Consider the following 18,746-nt stretch of genomic DNA (forward strand, 5'->3'; position numbering starts at 1 on the left):
TTCCATGAAGGGCTGTTATCATCCTATTCATCACAATTCTCTTTCATGCGATTTATAAAACTTGTGAATGGATTGAAAGATTCTTCTCGGATGATCAAACATATGCAAGGTGAGATCGATCTGACAATGCTCTGGATTCTTCATATGCTGATCTATAAAAGGCTTTGCATGTAGTTCATATGCATACGGTGCGCCGTTTAGTCTTTGCCATATGTGAATCGGTACATGAGCAGAATGAACAGGGCAAGCAGGGAGCGGGTACGTTTCCGCTTCCTTTTCAGAGCAGCCGTAGCTTTTCGCTAATTCTTTGATCAGCTGTTTATAAAAGAATTTGTGTTCCTTTTCTCTTTCTCGTTGTGCATAGAGATGCAGACATGGATTCACGAGCGCAATGGACCTTAGCACTTCTGGCATCTCTTCAGCAAGGCTCATGGCAACGAGTGCGCCCATCCCCTCTGCCAGCACATGAATTTCCCGGTTTAATATTTCTTGTTTTAATGTGTGATGAACGAGCTGCTTTGCACTAAAAACAGCATCTTCGCATCCCCAGTGATTCCCATGAAGATGACTATTAAACAATGTATATCCTTCATCCTTTAAGGCAGTTAAAAGCTGGTTTCTTCCATAGTGCTGAAGCCAGAATGATGTATTTTCCTGCACAAAGTGATTTCGGTCACCGAGGATAAGAATGCCAAAGCCATTTGGTTTTTGAGGAAGGTGAATGACGTTCCACTGGGAACCAAGCTGGAAAAACCGTTCGCTTACACCCATATGGCCAGCCTCCTTTCAGTGATTCTGCTTTCTATGATATGAACAACAACTCTTGTAGGAATAAGGAAATCCCCTAAAGAGAGAAGAATTCTTTTTATTTTTATAGCAGAAGGTCTTAAAATGGTCACATAAAGGCTAAAACAGTCTTTTCCCCTCACTCGTATCTATGGTATGATAATCAATAGATTGTTACATAAAGGACGGTGGGATTATGCATTATATTATCACCCTCATTTGGACTTTTCTGCTGACACATATGGCTGGTTACATCGTTGCCTCGATGAATGGCGCTGCTTATGACTTTACTTTGACTTCTATTCTTGCAGTGGTGTTTACGGTTATTTTATTCATCTTTGCTGAAGTAAGTCCAATGAAAGAAACGGAAAGTTCAACAAAACACTCTTAATACGTAAGACTTGATTGCTGAGGAAGAGCTAAAATGATGTTGATTTTAGCTCTTTTTCTTTTTGATTGAAAAGCGGTACGCTAAAACCCCCTGCAGCCACAGGGGGTTTTTTTATCGATTACACCTCGACGGTTTCGGACTTCTGTTTGTCTGCTGTCAAATGGCTTTTCGCAAGCCCTGTAAACAGGAAGATCGCGATACCAGATAAAATTTCAAGGACCCCACCGCCAGCAATGACAGGTCCTGCTCCAAACCTTTCTGCCAGAACACCTGATACGACAGCTGCAAGCGGGAGAAAAACATTTGATGAAGCATTGATCACGGCGTATACTTGCGGCTGATCGTCTTGGTCGACAGACGTTTGAATAATGACCATTTCCGGTACATTGATCGCACTAACGGCGGCACCGAATATAAAGGATGCAAGTAGAACGACCGGCAGCCATGTACTCATCCCTGTGATAAAGAACGCAGCTCCTTCAATCATACCAGCGACAATAAAGAACAAACCAAATCTCTTAATTTTCACTTTCGCTAGAGCAAAGCCCATCATAAACGCGCCGACTGCGGCAACACCTCTTAAAATGGAATACACCATGGAATCGCTTTGCAGTGCTTCTGCTACGTATACAGCAGATAGTGCCTGCCACGGTGCTGCGGCGACATTCATTAAAATACAATACAGCGTCAGTGCAAATAAAATGTGATGATTTTTAACGACGAGAAAACCTCTTTTTAAGTTATACAAATATGTATTCTTTGCTTGTTTAATGCCTGCTGCTTTTTCTTCATCGGTTTTCTTTAGTTTGACGCCGATAATAAACAGGCCGGATATGATGAATAAGGCAGTGGTGATGAGCAGGGTATCTGCAGGTCCGATTAATTTGACCAAGAGACCAGCCACCATGACTGCTGCAAGTGCGACAATCTCAAAAGAAGATTGCAGGATGGCATTTGCTTTTTGAATCAGATGCTTCGGAACAATCTGCGGTAAAATGGCCACAGAGGCTGGATTATATGCTGCACCTGTTGCCGATTGAATAACCATTAATGAGATCAATAACCATAAAGGCAATAGATGCGAAAAATGCAGAAGCGGAATAATGAGTACAATTGTTGCTCGAACGACGTCTGAAGCGAACATCCATTTAGACAAATGGTGCTTTTTCATAAGAGGTCCTAGTATTGGGGCTAACAAAGATGAAGGAAGAACGGTTACTGCTAGGAGAAGTCCTGTACCGAGTGCTCCATCCCCTCTCAAAATCAATAGCCAAAGGACGGATGTAAAAGCAAAACTTTCTCCTGTGTTTTTAATCAGTCTTGATATGAATAATGAGGTGAAGCGTTTATTCCAAACACTTTCACTGAGATTCGTCTTTTCCATCACACAAATCCTTTCAACAATATATTCCAATTACATATTTTACCTTAAATTTTCTTTTTTTTATACTGTTTTTTGAAAATTGGAACTTAATTGATTTTTATTATAAAGAAAAAAGAGGCATGACACATGCCTCTAAAGACTTATTCCTTCTGACTCTTAGTCAATTGCTTATGGCTTTCTTTGGTAGGTCCAAACACGATTATGGTTCGAGTTATCCGGAAAGACGTCGCCTGCTTGAAGCTTAATCTTTAAAGGATCTTTCACCATACTGCCGGTTTCACCGATCTCGATATACACACCATTATTCGGTGCTTTATTCCCTGATTTAAATTGATGCTTCTGACCCATTCCCATCCTCCTTTCTCGATGATGTTATTATGTCCCGTCACTTGCCTCTCCAATCCTTTATGCAAAAAGTCCCTGCTCCTACGAGTCAGGGACACTTTTCATTTAATTGGTTTGTTGATACATGAGCTCTTTGATTAACGCTTTTTGTACATGCAAACGGTTTTCTGCCTGCTGAAAAACTTTTGAGTGCGGCCCGTCAATAATGTCTGCTGTCACTTCTTCTCCGCGGTGTGCCGGGAGACAATGAAGGAAAATATAATCCTTTGCTGCATAACTCATTAGTTCGTCATTGACTTGATATTCTTTAAATTCAGCAAGACGTTTCTCTGTTTCTTCTTCCTGCCCCATGCTTGTAAACACATCGGAATAAATGACATCTGCATCTTGAACAGCAGCGACAGGGTCTGTCGTAACGATGACTTCTGCGCCTGATTGTTTTGCAAACTCACGTGCCGTGTCTGTTACTTCTTGGAGCGGTTCATAGCCTTCTGGTGATGCAACAGCAATGTCACAGCCTAGCTGCGCACAGCCAACCATCAAGGAGTGAGCCACGTTATTTCCGTCACCAATATAGGCTACTTTGATTCCTTTTAATGTTCCTTTTACTTCTTTGATTGTCAATAAATCAGCAAGTGCCTGACATGGATGGGAGTAGTCAGTCAGTCCATTGATGACAGGAATAGACGCGTATTGTGCTAGCTCCTCGACCTTCTCATGTTCAAAGGTCCGAATCATAATGCCATCTACATAGCCAGACAGCACTTGTGCCGTATCACTGATCGTTTCTCCTCTGCCAATTTGCAAATCATTTGAGCTGAGGAAGAGCGCATGTCCTCCTAGCTGCGTCATTCCCGCTTCAAACGATACACGGGTTCTAGTTGACGATTTTTCAAAGATCATCGCTAACGTTTTCCCTTTGAATAAATCCTGATAGGGATTTTGTTTCATTTCTTCCGCTTTTTCAATTAAATAAGCAATGTCATTGATTGAGAAATCTTTTAACGATAAAAAGTCTTTTCCGTATAATGCCGGTTGCACGTCGACTTGACTCATGCCGTCACTTCCTTTTTATATAATTCTTTGAGCGATACTGGTGATACATCTCCATTTTTCCCTTGCAGGAATGCTTGAGCTGTTTCATCTTCGGTTAGAACTTGGACGCCATGTGTGAGTGCTTTTACACGCTGCTCTTTTGCCTCTTCATCTTCCCCTAAATGGATATGAAGCGACTTATCTTCGTTTTGCAGCCAAGTTTCAAAGCTGTCCGTCCAGACGTCAAAGCCTGCATGTTTCGCTTTATCTACCAATTGTTCACTGCCTTTTATAAAGAGGCTGCCTTTCTGATGCCAGATTGACGCAAACACTTTTTTCAAAGCGCTTTCGGCGTTCTTGCCTACACACATTCCTTCTCCTGTCGCTTTCATTTCAGGTGTCAGCTTTAAGTCAATATCTTGAATGGCATGTGATGAGAAGACTGGGAATTTGACCGCTGTTCCCCCTTTGTTTTTCGTTGCAGGGTTCAGTTCTTCAAGCGTCGCACCCGCTAATAATTGAGTCGCAAGCGGAATCATGTCAATGCCCATTACTTTGCTGACGACTGGAACCGTCCGGCTTGCCCGCGGATTTACCTCTAGTACAAGCGCCTGATCCCCTTTGATCACAAATTGGATATTCATAATGCCCTTAAACGCTAATTTCTTCGCTATTTGTTCGGACGCAGTATGCACCTGCTGTTTGATGTCTTCGCTAATGGAGACACTTGGTAAAATGGCAAAGCTGTCACCTGAATGGACGCCCGCTTTCTCTATATGCTCCACGATCGTTGGAATGAAGGTCGTTTTTCCGTCAGAAATCAGATCCACTTCAACTTCTTTTCCAGTGACATACTCATCAATTAAGATCGGGTACGGCAAATGATCTGGCTGATCAAGCAATGATGTCAAATGTGCTTCTGACTGGACAACGATCATCCCCATTCCGCCAATGACATACGATGGGCGAATTAACACAGGGTAACCAATGATTCTGGCATGTGCGAGTGCTTCTTCTTTTGAGTCAGCCGTATTTCCTTCTGCATGAGGAAGATTCAGTTCATCAAGAAGCTGATAGAACAAATCACGATCTTCGAGCGCATCTAGCGTGTCAAAGGATGTACCTAACAACGTGACACCGGCTTTTTCTAAGCCTTCTGCTACATTGATGGCAGTCTGTCCGCCAAATTGGACGATGACGAAATCAATTTTTTCTGCTTCGACAACGTTTAAGATGTGCTCTAATGTAATGGGTTCAAAATATAAACGATCTGCGATCTCATAATCCGTACTGACCGTCTCTGGATTGTTGTTCATCATGATGGTTTCAAAGCCAAGCTTTTGCAGGGTAAGAACGCCATGAACTGCACTATAGTCAAACTCGACTCCCTGCCCAATTCGAATCGGACCAGAGCCAATGATGAGTGCACGCTGCTTTGTTTTCTCCTGATGCTCTCCATCACTTTTGCCAAAGTATGTGGAATAGAAGTAGTTCGTTTTTGCATCAAATTCTGCCGCACATGTGTCGACAATTTTAAATGAAGCCGTAATGTCATATTCTTGACGAAGCTGTCTAATGGCCTCTTCACTGTGGCCTGTAAGAAGAGCAATCGTTTCATCAAGGAAGCCCTTTTCCTTTACCTTTTTCAAGGTGTCTTTTGAGAGCGTTCCCTCATGGTTCTTCAATTCCTGTTCGAGAATGATCATATTCTTGAACACATGTAAGAAGAATAGATCAATTTTCGTCGCTTGATGAATCGTTTCGACCGTTTCTTGTCTTGAAAGAAGCTCCATGACAGCGAAGAAACGTCGATCGTCTGGTGTTTTGATCAGTTCAAATAGTTGTTCAGTCGATTGGTCTTTCAATTCTGGCAGATGGAAGCCCTTTGTTTTGATTTCAAGGGAGGCGACGGCTTTTTGAATGGCTGACTCTAAATTACGGTCAATCGCCATGACTTCGCCAGTCGCCTTCATTTTTGTTCCTAATTGACGATCTGCCTGTTTAAATTTATCAAACGGCCAGCGTGGGAATTTCACGACGACATAATCGAGTGCCGGCTCGAAACTAGCATAAGTTGTGCCTGTGAGCGGGTTTTTGAGTTCGTCTAGTGTGTAGCCTACCGCAAGCTTTGCCGCCATTTTAGCAATTGGATAGCCTGTTGCTTTTGAGGCAAGAGCAGATGAACGGCTGACCCGTGGATTCACCTCAATGACAAAGTATTCTTTACTGAGTGGATCAAGGGCGAATTGGATGTTGCATCCGCCGACTACATCCAGTGCTGAAATGATTTTCAAGCTCGCTGAACGAAGCATTTGATAATCCTGGTCTGTTAATGTTTGGGAAGGTGCAACGACAATCGAGTCTCCTGTATGCACACCAACTGGATCGATATTTTCCATATTACAAACCGTAATACACGTATTTTGACGGTCTCTCATGACCTCATATTCGACTTCTTTAAAGCCAGCGATGCTTTTTTCAACTAAACACTGATGAATCGGGCTCGCTAAAAGGGCTCCTTCAATGAGCGGTTTAAACGCTTCTTCTGTTAAAGCAATTCCGCCGCCCTTTCCGCCAAGTGTGTATGCTGGTCTTAGGATGACTGGGAAGCCTACTTCTTTTGCAAATTGAAGGGCATCTTTCGCATTATCCACAATTTCACTATCTGGCACAGGTTCGTTCAACTGCTTCATGAGAGCACGGAATTTCTCTCGATCTTCACCGTTTTCAATTGTTTCAACTGACGTTCCGAGCAGGGTTACCCCATGCTTCTTCAGCACACCGGCTTTTTCTAGCTCGACAGCAAGGTTTAAAGCGGTCTGTCCGCCAAGGTTGGCTAAAAGACCATCTGGTTTTTCCTTTTCGATGATTCTTGTCACTGAATCAACTGAAAGCGGTTCAAAATAGATTTCATCAGCAAATGATTCGTCTGTCATAATGGTTGCTGGGTTGTTATTCACTAAAATGACTTTGTAGCCCTCTTCTTTTAAGGCCATACATCCTTGTGTTCCTGAGTAATCAAATTCTGCTGCCTGACCAATGATGATTGGACCAGACCCGATGACTAGAATGGTTTGTATGCTTTGATCTTTAGGCATGTGCAACTTCTCTCCTTGCTTGTTTCACTTTCTCAATAAAATCATCGAATACCCATTCACTTTCAGCAGGACCTGGGTGTGCTTCTGGATGAAATTGAACTGACATAATTAGCTTCTCTTTATGAATGAAACCTTCTACAGATCCATCATTGACATGAAGGAATTTCACGTCCACTTCTTTGTCATTCATGCTTTTTTCATTCACCACATAGCTGTGATTCTGACTTGTCATGAAAACACGTTTGGATTCTGTATCTTGTACAGGGTGATTCGCCCCGCGGTGGCCAAATGGAAGCTTATACGTATCCCCGCCAAGTGCGAGAGCGATTAATTGATGACCTAAGCAGATTCCAAGTGTCGGGAAGGTCATCATGATGTCATGAATGGTTTTTAAATATGGCTTCATTGTTTTGGGATCACCAGGTCCATTTGACAGCAGAATCGCATCTGGCTTGATCTCAAACACCTTTTCCAGCTGTTTGTACGGAATGACGGTTACTTTACAGCCGCGCGCTTCAAGCGAATCTGCAATTGATTTTTTAAAGCCAAAATCAATGAGCGCTACATGTTCCTCGCCACTGCCTTGTGTGTAGATCTCGTCCTCTGTCACCTGTGCGACCACATTGTCTTGTTTCATGACCGGCGGTGTTTCGTTTTCGTCTACACTGATCACAGCGTTCATCGTCCCATTAGCCCGGATGTTTTGCACGACTGCACGTGTATCTGTATGCGTCAGAAGCGGAATGTTCCACTTCTGTAAATAATCTTTTAAGCTAACCGCTGCAAGATGATGAGAGAAATGATCAGCTGCTTCATACACAACGACAGCTTTCACTTGTGGTTTTTTGCTCTCAAAGTCTTCATGATTAATACCGTAATTTCCGATGAGTGGATATGTGAAAACAATGATTTGTCCCTTATAAGAAGGATCTGTGAGCACCTCTTGGTAACCTGTCATCCCTGTAAAGAAAACCACTTCACCTGTCATGCCAGCTTCTCCTGTCAGATCTCCTTCAAAAGAGGCTCCATCTTCTAAATTTAAATAACCTTTCATGCTTGTGTCACCCCAAATTGAATAATTAGTAATATAAATGCATTTTTATGCGTTTTGGTGTAAAAAAATTTATACCGTCACTGCTTCATTTGCTAAAACCTGAGTAATCGCTTCTATTGCATGATCTATTTCTGCTTTTTCTACATTCAGCGGAGGTAATAACCGAATCACATTTGGACCAGCTGGAAGTACCAGCAACCCTTGTTCTCTAAGAGCTGTGATATAATCACCGACTGGCTGATGACATTCAATCCCTGCCATCAATCCTTTTCCGCGTACTTCTTTTACAATATTCAGTTGTTTCAGATCTTGCAGCTTTTCTAACAGATAAGCGCCTTTTTCTTTGACTTCTGAAAGAAACTCTTCTTTGAAAATGACATCGAGTGTTGCATTCACTGCGGCCATGGCAAGCATGTTGCCACCAAAGGTTGTTCCGTGTGAACCTGGTGAGAATGCATCTCCTAAAGCCTTTTTCCCTATGACCGCACTGACTGGGAAGCCGTTTCCTAAGCCTTTAGCAGAAGAGATAATATCAGGATCAAGTCCCGTTTGTTCGTATGCAAACGCTGTTCCTGTACGTCCAATACCCGTTTGAATTTCGTCTACGATCAGCAGTGCTTCATGCTTTTGGCAAAACGCTTGAACGGCTTCTAGAAATTCTGCTGTCGCTGGATTTACTCCACCTTCTCCTTGCACAACCTCAAGCATCACCGCTGCCACATCATCGACTTCACACGCGGCAATAGCGTCTGGGTCATTAAACGGTACATAATGAAAGCCTTCCAGCATAGGGCCAAAGCCAGTTTTAATTTTATCTTGACCTGTAGCAGCCATACCAGCATACGTGCGCCCATGAAAAGAGTGCAAAAATGTCACGATATTTGTTTTCCCTGTTGCTTTACGCGCTAATTTGATCGCACCTTCATTTGCCTCAGCTCCGCTATTGCAGAAAAACACGAGGTCTCCTGAACTGTTTGCCGCAAGCTTTTCTGCTGCTTTTTCCTGCAGTCCATTTTCAAATAGATTCGATACATGCCAGACGTGATCAAGCTGCTTCTTGATGGCTTGATTGACCTTTGGGTGATTGTGGCCTAGATTTGTAACCGCAATGCCTTGTATAAAGTCTAAGTATTTTTTTCCATTTGTATCGACTGCCCAAGAACCTGCTGCCTCTTTAATTTCAACATTCCACCGTCCATACGTTTGAAAGAGATGACTCACAGGACCGCCTCCTTTTGTTTCACAATTCTTGTTCCTTTAAAGGTTTCCCCTGTAAAGATACTGCCTTTGCCATTCACGATCATGACTTCATCCACATCTCCTGATAAAGCACTCAAAGCGGATTGCACTTTTGGAATCATTCCCCCGGAAATAATGCCTTCATCAATGAGTGAAAGGGCTTCTTGTTCGGTGACGACATCTAATAATTCACCATTTTTTAAAATGCCTTCCACATCTGTGACAAACATGAGCTTATCAGCTTTCATGGCTCCTGCGACAGCTGATGCTGCTAAATCAGCGTTTACGTTTAACGTTTGGCATTCTTCTGTCATAGACAGCGGTGCAATCACAGGAATAAATTGTTTTTCCATTAATGCTTCTGCCATCTCTGGATGGACTTCTTTGATTTCACCAACGTATCCGTACACGTCTTGATCGAGGAAATCCGCGACAAGCATCTGCCCATCTTTCCCAGACACGCCGACAGATGAGATATCATGCTTTGCGAGCTCTGACACAAAGTATTTATTGACCGTTCCCGAGAGGACCATTTCGGCTACCTCTAACACAGGCTTCGTTGTTTTGCGCTGCCCGTCAACAAATTCTGTTTTCACTTCTAATTTTTGCAGCATGCTAGTGATTTCAGGACCTCCACCATGGACGATAGCCAGCTTAAATCCAGCAGCTTGAAGTGAGCGGACATTTTCATAAAAGGTATCTGAAAGTTCTCGAATGACACTGCCTCCACACTTAAATACGATCGTTTTATCCATGTCTATCTCCTTCATTATGTGCGATAGCTCGCGTTAATTTTCACATAATCATAGGTAAGGTCACAGCCCCATGCTGCTGCTTTACCATTTCCCTCATTCATTTGAATCAAAATCGTGATCTCATCCTGCTCTAGATACGCTTTTGCTTCCTCTTCTGAGAATGGCTGCGGTTCATTATGTTTAAACAGACATTGTCCGCCTAAATAAACTTCTACCTCTTGTGGTGTGACGGAAGCTGCACTATGACCAATGGCTCCAACGATTCGCCCCCAGTTGGCGTCGGTGCCGTAGACGGCTGTTTTCACAAGACTTGAACCAACGATTTTCTTCGCTATGATGCCGGCTTCTAAATTATTTTTGGCGCCAGCAACTTGCGCTTCAATTAATTTCGTTGCACCTTCTCCGTCTCTTGCAATCTCTTTGGCAAGATCCTCACAAGCTAGCTTTAATCCTTCTTTGAACAATGGCCATTCTGGATGCTTTTCATTGAGTGCTTCATTTTCTGCCATGCCATTTGCCATTACGAGTACCATATCGTTTGTCGATGTTTCCCCATCGACGGTAATTTGATTAAAGGTCACATCGGTAATGTCACGAAGTGCGTTTTGCAGGGCTTCCTGTTCGACATTTGCATCCGTTGTCACGAAGCCAAGCATCGTTGCCATGTTCGGATGAATCATGCCAGAGCCCTTTGCTGCACCTGCAATCAGAATCTCTTTGCCGTTTATCGTCAGGGTGTATGTTGTATTTTTAATGACTGTATCTGTTGTTAAGATTGCCTCTTCAAAATGACCATTTCCTGCTTTTGCTTCTTTCAGCTGCGAGATGCCTTTTTTGACTTTATCCATATCCAGACACTCTCCAATGACACCAGTAGAAGAAACAGCAATGTAATCAGGTTCTACCCCTAACATATCTGCGCAGGCTGCCTGCATTTCGTATGCGTCCTTCAAACCTTGCTCACCAGTACATGCATTGGCGATGGCACTATTGACAATGACACCTTTTAATTGCCCTGTCTTTTTTAAGCTTTTGTGAGTGACTTGTAGAGGTGCAGCTTGAAAGTGACTTTGTGTATATACCGCTGCACTCGCTGCCGGCACCTCACTGACAATCAGTCCAAGGTCTTTTTTTGAATAGCGTAATCCAATATGAATCCCCTTTGCTTCAAAGCCTTTTGGTGATGATACGTCACCGTCTATTTTTACAATGCCTTTTTCATTCAATTCGATCATGTTTGTTGTCTCCCCTGTTCTTATGGATAGAGAGGTGTCATTGTGAGGCCCGCCTCTTCATCTAAGCCTTTGATGATGTTGAAGTTTTGAACCGCTTGGCCGGCTGCGCCTTTCATGAGATTGTCGATCACAGACACAATCGTGAGTCTGCCTGTACGTTCATCTAAATGAAAGCCAATGTCACAGAAATTACTGCCGTAGACTTCCCTTGTTTGCGGATACACGCCGTGATCTCTCACTCTGACAAAATAGGAATCTTCATAAAAGCCTTTCATATGCTTCATCAATTCCTCTTTTGTGATATCTGATTTCAGCTGTGTATACATCGTCGCCATAATCCCCCTTGTCATCGGGACAAGATGCGTTGAAAATGTGATGTTCGCCGTTTGCGGATTCCATTCTCTTAATATTTGCTCTATTTCAGGTGTATGTTGATGTTCATTTACCTTATAAATTTTGAAATTGTCGTTTAGCTCTGAAAAATGTGTTCCAAGTGAGGCAGATCGTCCTGCACCGGACACGCCTGTTTTTGCATCTATTATGATCATAGATTCATCGATTAGATTCTGTTTCATCAGCGGTGCTAAACCGAGAAGAACTGCGGTAGGAAAGCACCCTGGGTTTGCAATAACTTCAGCCTGCTCAATTGTTTCACGATTTAATTCAGATAATCCGTACACAGCTTGTTGAACAGATGCTTGATCAGCTGCCCTTCGTTTATACCAAGCTTCATAGGTTGCGCCATCTTGAATGCGCAAATCACCTGATAAATCAATAATGGGCACTCCTTGATTCATGAGCTTCGGCGAAAGTTCACTTGATACGCCTGCTGGTGTCGCTAAAAACACAGCATCTGTTTCTCGCACAATGGAAGCTGGATCAATGGCTTTTAATGTTTGATCAGTAATAGTTGTCAGATGCGGATAAGATTGACTGTATAATTGCCCATCACCACTTGATGAATACAATATACATTCCTCCACATGTGGATGATGCTTGAAGATACGAACCAATTCCGCACCACCGTACCCTGTAGCACCTATAATACCTATTTTCAACGTCAATACACCCTCTTGATCTTTGTGAAATTATTTAACATTATAACATGTATAAAAATTAATTCAATTGTATATTTAATATTTGTTTTCATTTTTTTTCAACAAAAAATCCGCATATCTTCATGAGACATGCGGATTTATCTTTCGTTTTTGATATAGATGACCATGAGCGCACTGCATAAATATAATATGGAGCTTGCATAAAAAATGAAATGAACGGTAAAGAAATCAGCAAACAGACCGCCAAGCATAATCGCGATGGATGAAAAAAGAGCTGTCCAAAAATGATAGTGGCCAACCTCCTTCATTCTTTTATTACCTGTTGTCAGTTCCGTGACGAGCAGTTTCTCCCCGTGTTTTTGAAAGCCGCCTAACGCACCAAGTGCAAGCTGAATCATATACACTTGCTCCACTTCTGTTATATGCGGAAATAGCAGTAAAAGAAACGCCATACCGAACGAATGAATGATTAAAAAGAGACGCCTGTCAGTAGTTTCGGGTAGTTTCCCTAAGAGTAAATGAATAAACGCTCCGCTTAAACCAAAGAGGCCATAGGCAAGACCAAACTGTGAATAGCTTGAACCAACATTTTTAATAAAAAGAATGTAAAAAGGGAAAATCAAACTGCTGGCGAAAAACAGCAGGCTTTGTGAGTAGACGAACCATTTCATTGCTTTTGCATTCATTGTGTATTGTACCTTTCATAAAAGTAATTGATAAACCTGCCATCTGGATCTGCTTGCTTTTTCTTTTGGAAGAATACATCGGTTTTAGGATACGCCCGCTTCATTTGTGCCTTCGTTTGATAAGGCATGTACGGTAAGTAATAGCTTCCATGGTGCCGCAGCGTGATATCTGTCATTTGCCGGATGATCCGCTCTGCTTCTGCCTTCTCTTCTTTCTCAAAACCACAATTCACTAAAAGAACAAGGGCAAACATATCTTCTTTCGCATATGAGAGATCCGCTTTTTCATTTTTTTGTACGTAGCGTATCGTGATGTTCATTAAATTCAATTCTTCCTGTTGTAAAAAGTCTCTCATTTCATCGATATACGCACGAAAGCGGTCAACTGGGACGAAATATTCCTGAAGCACATCTGTGTCTGACTCATTTTCATATTCTAAAAAAGCAGAATCTGAACGCATCACATTGTTTCTTGTGATCAGCTGATCATTTTGACTTTGGAAATACTTTTTTTGCAAATTCCAGAGCAGATCTTTCCCCATATCAAATCTTCTTGAAAGGCCGAGCATAAATTTCAATGGCATGACGAGCTGATCTTCCTTTAGCTCTCGGTATGGTTCGAGCTCTTGATGAGTTGAGAGGGAATAGTTCGTTACATACATCTCCTTCAAAAAGTTTGTTTTCGCTGTTGAGATTCTTGCGAGATGCATGCGTACTTCTTTATTGTGTTTGACATGCTTTTGAAAATAATCGGTGTATTCACGATAATCAAGAGAGGTTGTCTCCATTTTGTATAATTCATCTCTCGTTAGCGAAAGCTCAACATCTAAAATCACGCCGAACAAACCATATCCGCCAATCACGGCTGTAAACAAATCATCGCCTGGCTTCACTGTAACGATCTCCCCATCTGCCTTTAGCAGCCTAAAGGAACGAACCGTGTCAATGAGTGATCCGTACCGAATGTCACGTCCATGTGCGTTTGCACTGAGAGAACCGCCAATTGTAAAGATATTCTGTGATTGCATGACCTTCACGGCAAGACCGTAGGGGTTCACATATGTTTGTATATCATCCCATGTAGCGCCGCTTTGGACACGGATGGTTTTCTTTTTTTCATCAAATGCTAAAATCTGACGGAATTTGGTCATATCAAGCACGATGCCATTTTCATAATACGTGTGGCCACCCATGCTATGCTGTTTCCCTGCAATGGATATCGGCAGGTTTTTTGCTTTCGCTTCTTTTAATACTTCTTTTAAAGTGTCTATTTCTTTTCCTTGAACGACTTTTTTTATTTTGACAGGCATAAGATGACTGACATCTGTAAAGGCTTCAAGATCTTGGCTTTTGTGTGCTTGCTCCTCACGAATGGTGATTGATGCAAAAAATGCAGCAGCGTATCCCACTAAAAGAACAATCCATAACCATTTTCGTTTCATTATGAGGCTCCGATCTGTTATATTACACCCATTATATCAATACGTTCTCTTCCTCCACCTTATTTTTTCATAAAAAAAACCTGGCATGAGTTCAACTCATACCAGGCATTTTCATTTTTGCTTATTGAATACCGAGCGCGATTTTTGCGTATCTTGACATTTTGTCTCGTGTCCAAGGCGGATTCCATACGATGTGAACTTCTGTTTCTTTTACTTCTGGAAGATCACTTAATGCTTTTTTGACTTCATCCACGATAATTGGTGCAAGAGGACAACCCATTGATGTTAAGGTCATGGTGACATCCGCTTTTCCATTCTCATCAAGATCGACATCATAGACAAGTCCAAGGTTGACGATGTCGACATTCAGCTCAGGGTCAATCACCTGTTCTAGGGCGCCTAAAATATTTTCTTTCAATGCTTCATCCATGATATCCACTCCTTTTCCATTAGTATAACGTACTTTTTCCTTTGACTAAACGTTTGTGCTTTTCAGATGTGTCACAAACCAGTCAATCGTTTCAAACATTGCTTGTCTTGAGACCTTATGGCCAGCTTGTCCGTCTGTGATAAAACGAATCAGGTGCGGGTCTTCTTTATATTGGGTTGCTGCTAACTCGTCATAAAGAGCCTTTGCATGCCGGTAAGGAACAACTGGATCGTTTTCTGCATGCCAGAATAACAGTGGTCTTTTGTTTAATCGATCCGTTTGCAGCGTTAAATCATAAGGGCGCAGGGCGTCTAATTGCTGATGAACCTCTTCGTCTGTAATCTCTTTCATCAACCCTTTGTGCCGCATGTCCATGATTTGTGCTTGTAGAAATGTCGTATATTTCGGACTGCCCATCAAGCTGACTGCTGCTTTAATCCAATCATGCTTGGCCAGTGCACCAAAGGTGGTGATGCCGCCCATGGAAGTACCCGCAACACCTATCAGATCGGCTTCAATCAATTGTTTTTCTTGAAAGTATGTTTTGAGTATATCGATTTCACGTATTTCGTTCAGGACAATTTCCCAGAACTTTGATGCCAGTTCCTCTAAGCTGAGGTTTTCTGATCTTACACCATGATAAGCACAGTCAGGCAAAATCACTCTCATGCCTTTTTCCGCCAAATGAAAGGCGAAGTGTAAGTTGTGCTCACGTGCACTTGTAAATCCGTGTATGAAAAATACAAGCGGAAGCGGTTTGTCTTTATTTTCAGCTTTTACGATATGTAAAAATGGAATATCGTGTTCAGTTTGCTCATCAATGGTGATCACAGCCTATGAATCCTCCTTTATCATTCCCGTCTTTGTTTATTTTAACATGTAGACAACAAAGATGTGATAAAGATACACTATAGGTAGAGGCGCCGCACGAACTGCCTCCTATCACTTACAGATCAAAGGAGATTTTATGGAGACTAAACCTTATCTAATCGCACTTGACCTGGATGGCACGTTATTAAAAGATGATAAAACCATCTCTACACACACGCTTGACGTCATTCAAAAAGTGAAAGACAGCGGGCATCATGTCTGTATTTCAACCGGCCGGCCATTTCGTTCCAGCTCTCCTTATTATCAGCAATTACAGCTTGATTCACCCATTGTGAATTTTAATGGAGCGTTTGTCCATCATCCTCTTGATGAAAAATGGGGCAGATTTCATACGTCACTTGATCTCCAAGTCGTTAAACAGCTTGTAGACATTAGTGAGGAGTACAAAGTGCACAATGTGCTAGCTGAAGTGTTAGATGATTTGTATTTCCATTACCATGATGAGAAGCTCATTGATATATTTAATATGAATGCAAATAAAGTCACCGTGGGAGACCTTCGGGACAACCTTGGAGAAAATGTGACGAGCGTGTTAATCCATGCAAAAGAAGAGGACGTCGGAGCCATTCGAAGCTATTTATCAGATGTTCATGCAGAAGTGATTGATCATCGGCGATGGGCTGCTCCGTGGCACGTGATTGAAATCATTAAAACAGGCATGAATAAGGCCGTTGGACTGCAAAAGATCAGTGATTATTACGGCGTTCCCCAGGAGCGGATTGTGGCATTCGGAGATGAAGACAATGATTTAGAAATGCTTGAATTTGCTGGATGCGGCGTGGCAATGGGCAATGGAATCGATGCGGTGAAACGTGTTTCAAATGAAGTCACTGATACGAACGAACAAGATGGGATTGCAAAGTTTCTAACGAATTACTTCTCGCTTTAATTTTTCCATTCATACATAACCGAAGGAAGCGGGCATACTACCGTTAGACAGGTTGTCCTGTCAGCTTGTGTAAAGGGGCGGATTCCGAATGGGTAAAAGAAGCAAATCGAAACGCTTTATACAACAAGGTAAAGATTCAGTCAGTCTGCATGACGCACGTTTTCCTTATCGTTCGACACTTGAAGAAGCGGCGGCGGACAGGGGAAATATGAAGACTGATGCTTCTGGAGGTTCATTGTGAGAAACGAACTTTTTGATCAAGCCAAATCATTTACTGAAGAAGCCCTTACTTCTTCATTTTCATCTGGGTTAGAGCGTCAACAGGCGGTCAAACGAGCCAAAAATGCCGTATCTTCTGCATTTGCCAATTCGACAGATGCAGAAAGAAACCAGCTGCATACCTTCCAAGACTTGCTCGATGATCTCTAACATAAAAAAAGCTGTCCACCATTGGACAGCTTTCAGATTGTTGACAAAGGGCTAAAATGATCTTGATTTTAGCCCTTTGTCTTCTTTTCAGCGTGATAGAAAACCTTTGCAGTCTAGGAAGGACGAGTACTGGCGCGGAGCGAATTTGACATTCGTGAGCACCGGCACGCAGGTCTGACACCGAATGCGAGGGTTTGTCTACACGCTGAAAGCTGTCCACCATTGGACAGCTTTTTCTGATTCTCATGAAGCAGGAAGCACTTATTTCACTTGGAACGTTTTCTTTTCCGTGACTTGCTTCAGCCCTTCTGCTTTTCCTTTAAATGTGACGACCGCTTCATACATTCCCGGCTTGACACCGTTTGACCACGTATCTTGAAAATCATAGGCTTCGCCTTTCTTCAGTACAAAAGATTGGATGGCCTGTGTGAACATACGGTCTTTCGAATAGCGGTATTGTTCATTTCCGTTTTCGTCATACACACTGAGTTCGAATTTCTGGCTTGTGTTAAAAGTAAATTCAATATCTCGATCTGATTCATTTTTCAGCGACATGTTAAATTGAACCGAAGAACCTTTCTGGACGGGGTCTACTGTGAGTACAACCGTTTTTTCTCCCATTTGACCGGATACCTCCTTGTCTGGTTCATCCTTTTTTTGTTGTCCACAAGCGGCTAAAATCAATAAAACGAGAAGAAGCACCAACCCTTTTTTCATTTGCTACCCACCTTTTAATCTCGTCTGAAAAATCCAAGAATATTGGTTGTTTGCACAATATTTGTAAAGGCTTTTGGATCGACTTCTTTAATAATTTGTTCAAGTTCATACAGCTCATACCTTGTAATGACGATCACCATCATTTCTTTTTGCTCGTTGGTAAAAGCTCCTTTTGCAGGTACAGTCGTAATGCCCCTGACCATTTTTCCATAAATGGCTTCTTTGATTTCATCAGCTTTCTTCGTCACAATCATCGCGGTCAGCTTCTCATGTCTTGTATGGATGGCATCAATGACCCTTGTGGTCACATATAATGTGACAAGGGTATATAATGCTTTCTCCCAACCTTGTAATAATCCTGCTGTAAAGATGATGATTCCATTTAAAATGAAGAAATATGTGCCGACTGGTTTATCCTTCCACTTCGCTAAGATCATGGCAAGGATGTCGAGCCCTCCTGTTGATGCCCCGTATTTGAGGGTGATCCCAATCCCGAGTGCAGATATGACGCCGCCAAACACAGCATTTAGTAATATATCCTGTGAAACACTCGTTTCTGGTAAGATGCCGAGGAAAATGGTCGTCAGTGCAACACTGATGATGCTGTATAACGTAAAGGAACGGCCAACTTTCATCCAGCCTAAAATGCCGACTGGAATATTTAAAATAAATAATAGGATCCCTGTTGATATATAAAATGGCGCATATTGATCCATTAAGCTGGATAACAGCTGGGCTACCCCTGTAAACCCGCTCGCGTATACATCAGCTGGGATTAAGAATAAGTTCAGTCCAATCGCATTGAGCAGTGCACCAATGACGACGACAATGAGTTTTTTTGCTTCTCCAATGAACATATTGTCATTCCTCCACTTACCATTC

Annotated in this window: 20 protein-coding genes; 4 read left to right on the forward strand and 16 right to left on the reverse strand. The window is 42.3% G+C overall.

The genetic code is table 11. The features are described 5' to 3' along the window. Nucleotides 1–30 precede the first annotated feature (30 nt). Nucleotides 31–771: an alpha/beta fold hydrolase gene (locus C6Y07_RS13555; protein ID WP_060595993.1), complete on the reverse strand. Its 741-nt coding sequence runs from the start codon at nucleotides 769–771 to the stop codon at nucleotides 31–33. 211 nt (nucleotides 772–982) lie between these two features. Between C6Y07_RS13555 and C6Y07_RS13560 the strand changes: the two genes are divergently transcribed. Continuing rightward, nucleotides 983–1,177 carry a YjzD family protein gene (locus tag C6Y07_RS13560; RefSeq protein ID WP_003211779.1) on the forward strand — a complete coding sequence of 65 codons (195 nt, stop codon included), beginning with the start codon at nucleotides 983–985 and terminating at the stop codon, nucleotides 1,175–1,177. 118 nt (nucleotides 1,178–1,295) lie between these two features. On the opposite strand, the gene C6Y07_RS13565 is transcribed toward C6Y07_RS13560, so the two are convergent. The 13 genes from C6Y07_RS13565 to C6Y07_RS13625 all read right to left on the reverse strand — a co-directional run bounded on the left by C6Y07_RS13565 (nucleotide 1,296) and on the right by C6Y07_RS13625 (nucleotide 15,769). Then, nucleotides 1,296–2,561 (reverse strand): MFS transporter, encoded by a 1,266-nt coding sequence (locus tag C6Y07_RS13565; protein WP_034663308.1) that lies wholly within the window; start codon nucleotides 2,559–2,561, stop codon nucleotides 1,296–1,298. Nucleotides 2,562–2,729: 168 nt separating this feature from the next. After that, entirely contained in the window at nucleotides 2,730–2,909 is a 180-nt protein-coding gene (locus tag C6Y07_RS13570) for a YjzC family protein (RefSeq protein ID WP_034663316.1), read from the reverse strand. 102 nt (nucleotides 2,910–3,011) lie between these two features. Then, nucleotides 3,012–3,962 carry an ornithine carbamoyltransferase gene (argF, locus tag C6Y07_RS13575; RefSeq protein WP_060595992.1) on the reverse strand — a complete coding sequence of 317 codons (951 nt, stop codon included), beginning with the start codon at nucleotides 3,960–3,962 and terminating at the stop codon, nucleotides 3,012–3,014. After that, a complete protein-coding gene (gene carB, locus C6Y07_RS13580) occupies nucleotides 3,959–7,039 on the reverse strand; it encodes a carbamoyl-phosphate synthase (glutamine-hydrolyzing) large subunit (protein WP_060595991.1) in 3,081 nt (1,026 codons plus the stop codon). The genes argF and carB overlap by 4 nt, the downstream gene beginning before the upstream one ends. Next, the gene (locus C6Y07_RS13585; RefSeq protein WP_106039530.1) at nucleotides 7,032–8,093 is read right to left on the reverse strand and encodes a carbamoyl phosphate synthase small subunit; all 1,062 of its coding nucleotides are present in this window, start codon (nucleotides 8,091–8,093) and stop codon (nucleotides 7,032–7,034) included. Before C6Y07_RS13585 ends, carB begins: the two co-directional genes overlap by 8 nt. A gap of 69 nt (nucleotides 8,094–8,162) precedes the next feature. After that, nucleotides 8,163–9,314, reverse strand: coding sequence for an acetylornithine transaminase (argD, locus tag C6Y07_RS13590; protein WP_106039531.1), 1,152 nt, complete (start codon nucleotides 9,312–9,314; stop codon nucleotides 8,163–8,165). Beyond that, nucleotides 9,311–10,087, reverse strand: coding sequence for an acetylglutamate kinase (gene argB / locus C6Y07_RS13595; RefSeq protein WP_034663330.1), 777 nt, complete (start codon nucleotides 10,085–10,087; stop codon nucleotides 9,311–9,313). Before argB ends, argD begins: the two co-directional genes overlap by 4 nt. 14 nt (nucleotides 10,088–10,101) lie before the next feature. Beyond that, nucleotides 10,102–11,322 (reverse strand): bifunctional ornithine acetyltransferase/N-acetylglutamate synthase, encoded by a 1,221-nt coding sequence (argJ, locus tag C6Y07_RS13600; RefSeq protein ID WP_106061800.1) that lies wholly within the window; start codon nucleotides 11,320–11,322, stop codon nucleotides 10,102–10,104. 20 nt (nucleotides 11,323–11,342) lie between these two features. Then, nucleotides 11,343–12,380, reverse strand: coding sequence for an N-acetyl-gamma-glutamyl-phosphate reductase (argC, locus tag C6Y07_RS13605; protein ID WP_060595988.1), 1,038 nt, complete (start codon nucleotides 12,378–12,380; stop codon nucleotides 11,343–11,345). 137 nt (nucleotides 12,381–12,517) lie between these two features. Next, on the reverse strand, nucleotides 12,518–13,066 hold the full coding sequence (locus C6Y07_RS13610; RefSeq protein WP_034663338.1) for an MFS transporter: 549 nt from the start codon (nucleotides 13,064–13,066) through the stop codon (nucleotides 12,518–12,520). Next, the gene (locus tag C6Y07_RS13615) at nucleotides 13,063–14,508 is read right to left on the reverse strand and encodes an FAD-binding oxidoreductase (RefSeq protein WP_060595987.1); all 1,446 of its coding nucleotides are present in this window, start codon (nucleotides 14,506–14,508) and stop codon (nucleotides 13,063–13,065) included. Before C6Y07_RS13615 ends, C6Y07_RS13610 begins: the two co-directional genes overlap by 4 nt. Nucleotides 14,509–14,629: 121 nt before the next feature. Continuing rightward, entirely contained in the window at nucleotides 14,630–14,938 is a 309-nt protein-coding gene (locus C6Y07_RS13620; protein WP_060595986.1) for a metal-sulfur cluster assembly factor, read from the reverse strand. A 45-nt stretch (nucleotides 14,939–14,983) separates the two neighbouring features. Continuing rightward, nucleotides 14,984–15,769, reverse strand: coding sequence for an alpha/beta fold hydrolase (locus C6Y07_RS13625; RefSeq protein ID WP_060595985.1), 786 nt, complete (start codon nucleotides 15,767–15,769; stop codon nucleotides 14,984–14,986). A gap of 136 nt (nucleotides 15,770–15,905) precedes the next feature. Between C6Y07_RS13625 and C6Y07_RS13630 the strand changes: the two genes are divergently transcribed. The 3 genes from C6Y07_RS13630 to C6Y07_RS13640 all read left to right on the forward strand — a co-directional run bounded on the left by C6Y07_RS13630 (nucleotide 15,906) and on the right by C6Y07_RS13640 (nucleotide 17,147). After that, complete coding sequence (locus C6Y07_RS13630) at nucleotides 15,906–16,718, forward strand: Cof-type HAD-IIB family hydrolase (RefSeq protein WP_012009535.1); 813 nt, start codon at nucleotides 15,906–15,908, stop codon at nucleotides 16,716–16,718. A gap of 88 nt (nucleotides 16,719–16,806) precedes the next feature. After that, a complete protein-coding gene (locus C6Y07_RS13635; protein ID WP_034663354.1) occupies nucleotides 16,807–16,959 on the forward strand; it encodes a hypothetical protein in 153 nt (50 codons plus the stop codon). After that, a complete protein-coding gene (locus C6Y07_RS13640; RefSeq protein ID WP_024425070.1) occupies nucleotides 16,956–17,147 on the forward strand; it encodes a DUF3813 domain-containing protein in 192 nt (63 codons plus the stop codon). Before C6Y07_RS13635 ends, C6Y07_RS13640 begins: the two co-directional genes overlap by 4 nt. Nucleotides 17,148–17,408: 261 nt before the next feature. Here C6Y07_RS13640 and C6Y07_RS13645 read toward each other — a convergent pair whose 3' ends face one another. Beyond that, nucleotides 17,409–17,864, reverse strand: a complete 456-nt coding sequence (locus C6Y07_RS13645; RefSeq protein ID WP_106156899.1) for a BsuPI-related putative proteinase inhibitor — start codon at nucleotides 17,862–17,864, stop codon at nucleotides 17,409–17,411. 14 nt (nucleotides 17,865–17,878) lie between these two features. Then, complete coding sequence (locus C6Y07_RS13650) at nucleotides 17,879–18,721, reverse strand: YitT family protein (protein ID WP_034663360.1); 843 nt, start codon at nucleotides 18,719–18,721, stop codon at nucleotides 17,879–17,881. Nucleotides 18,722–18,746: the final 25 nt, after the last annotated feature.

It is taken from the genome of Bacillus sp. LNXM12-1 (genome assembly GCF_003004375.1).
In the GTDB taxonomy this organism is placed as follows: Bacteria; Bacillota; Bacilli; order Bacillales; family Bacillaceae; genus Bacillus.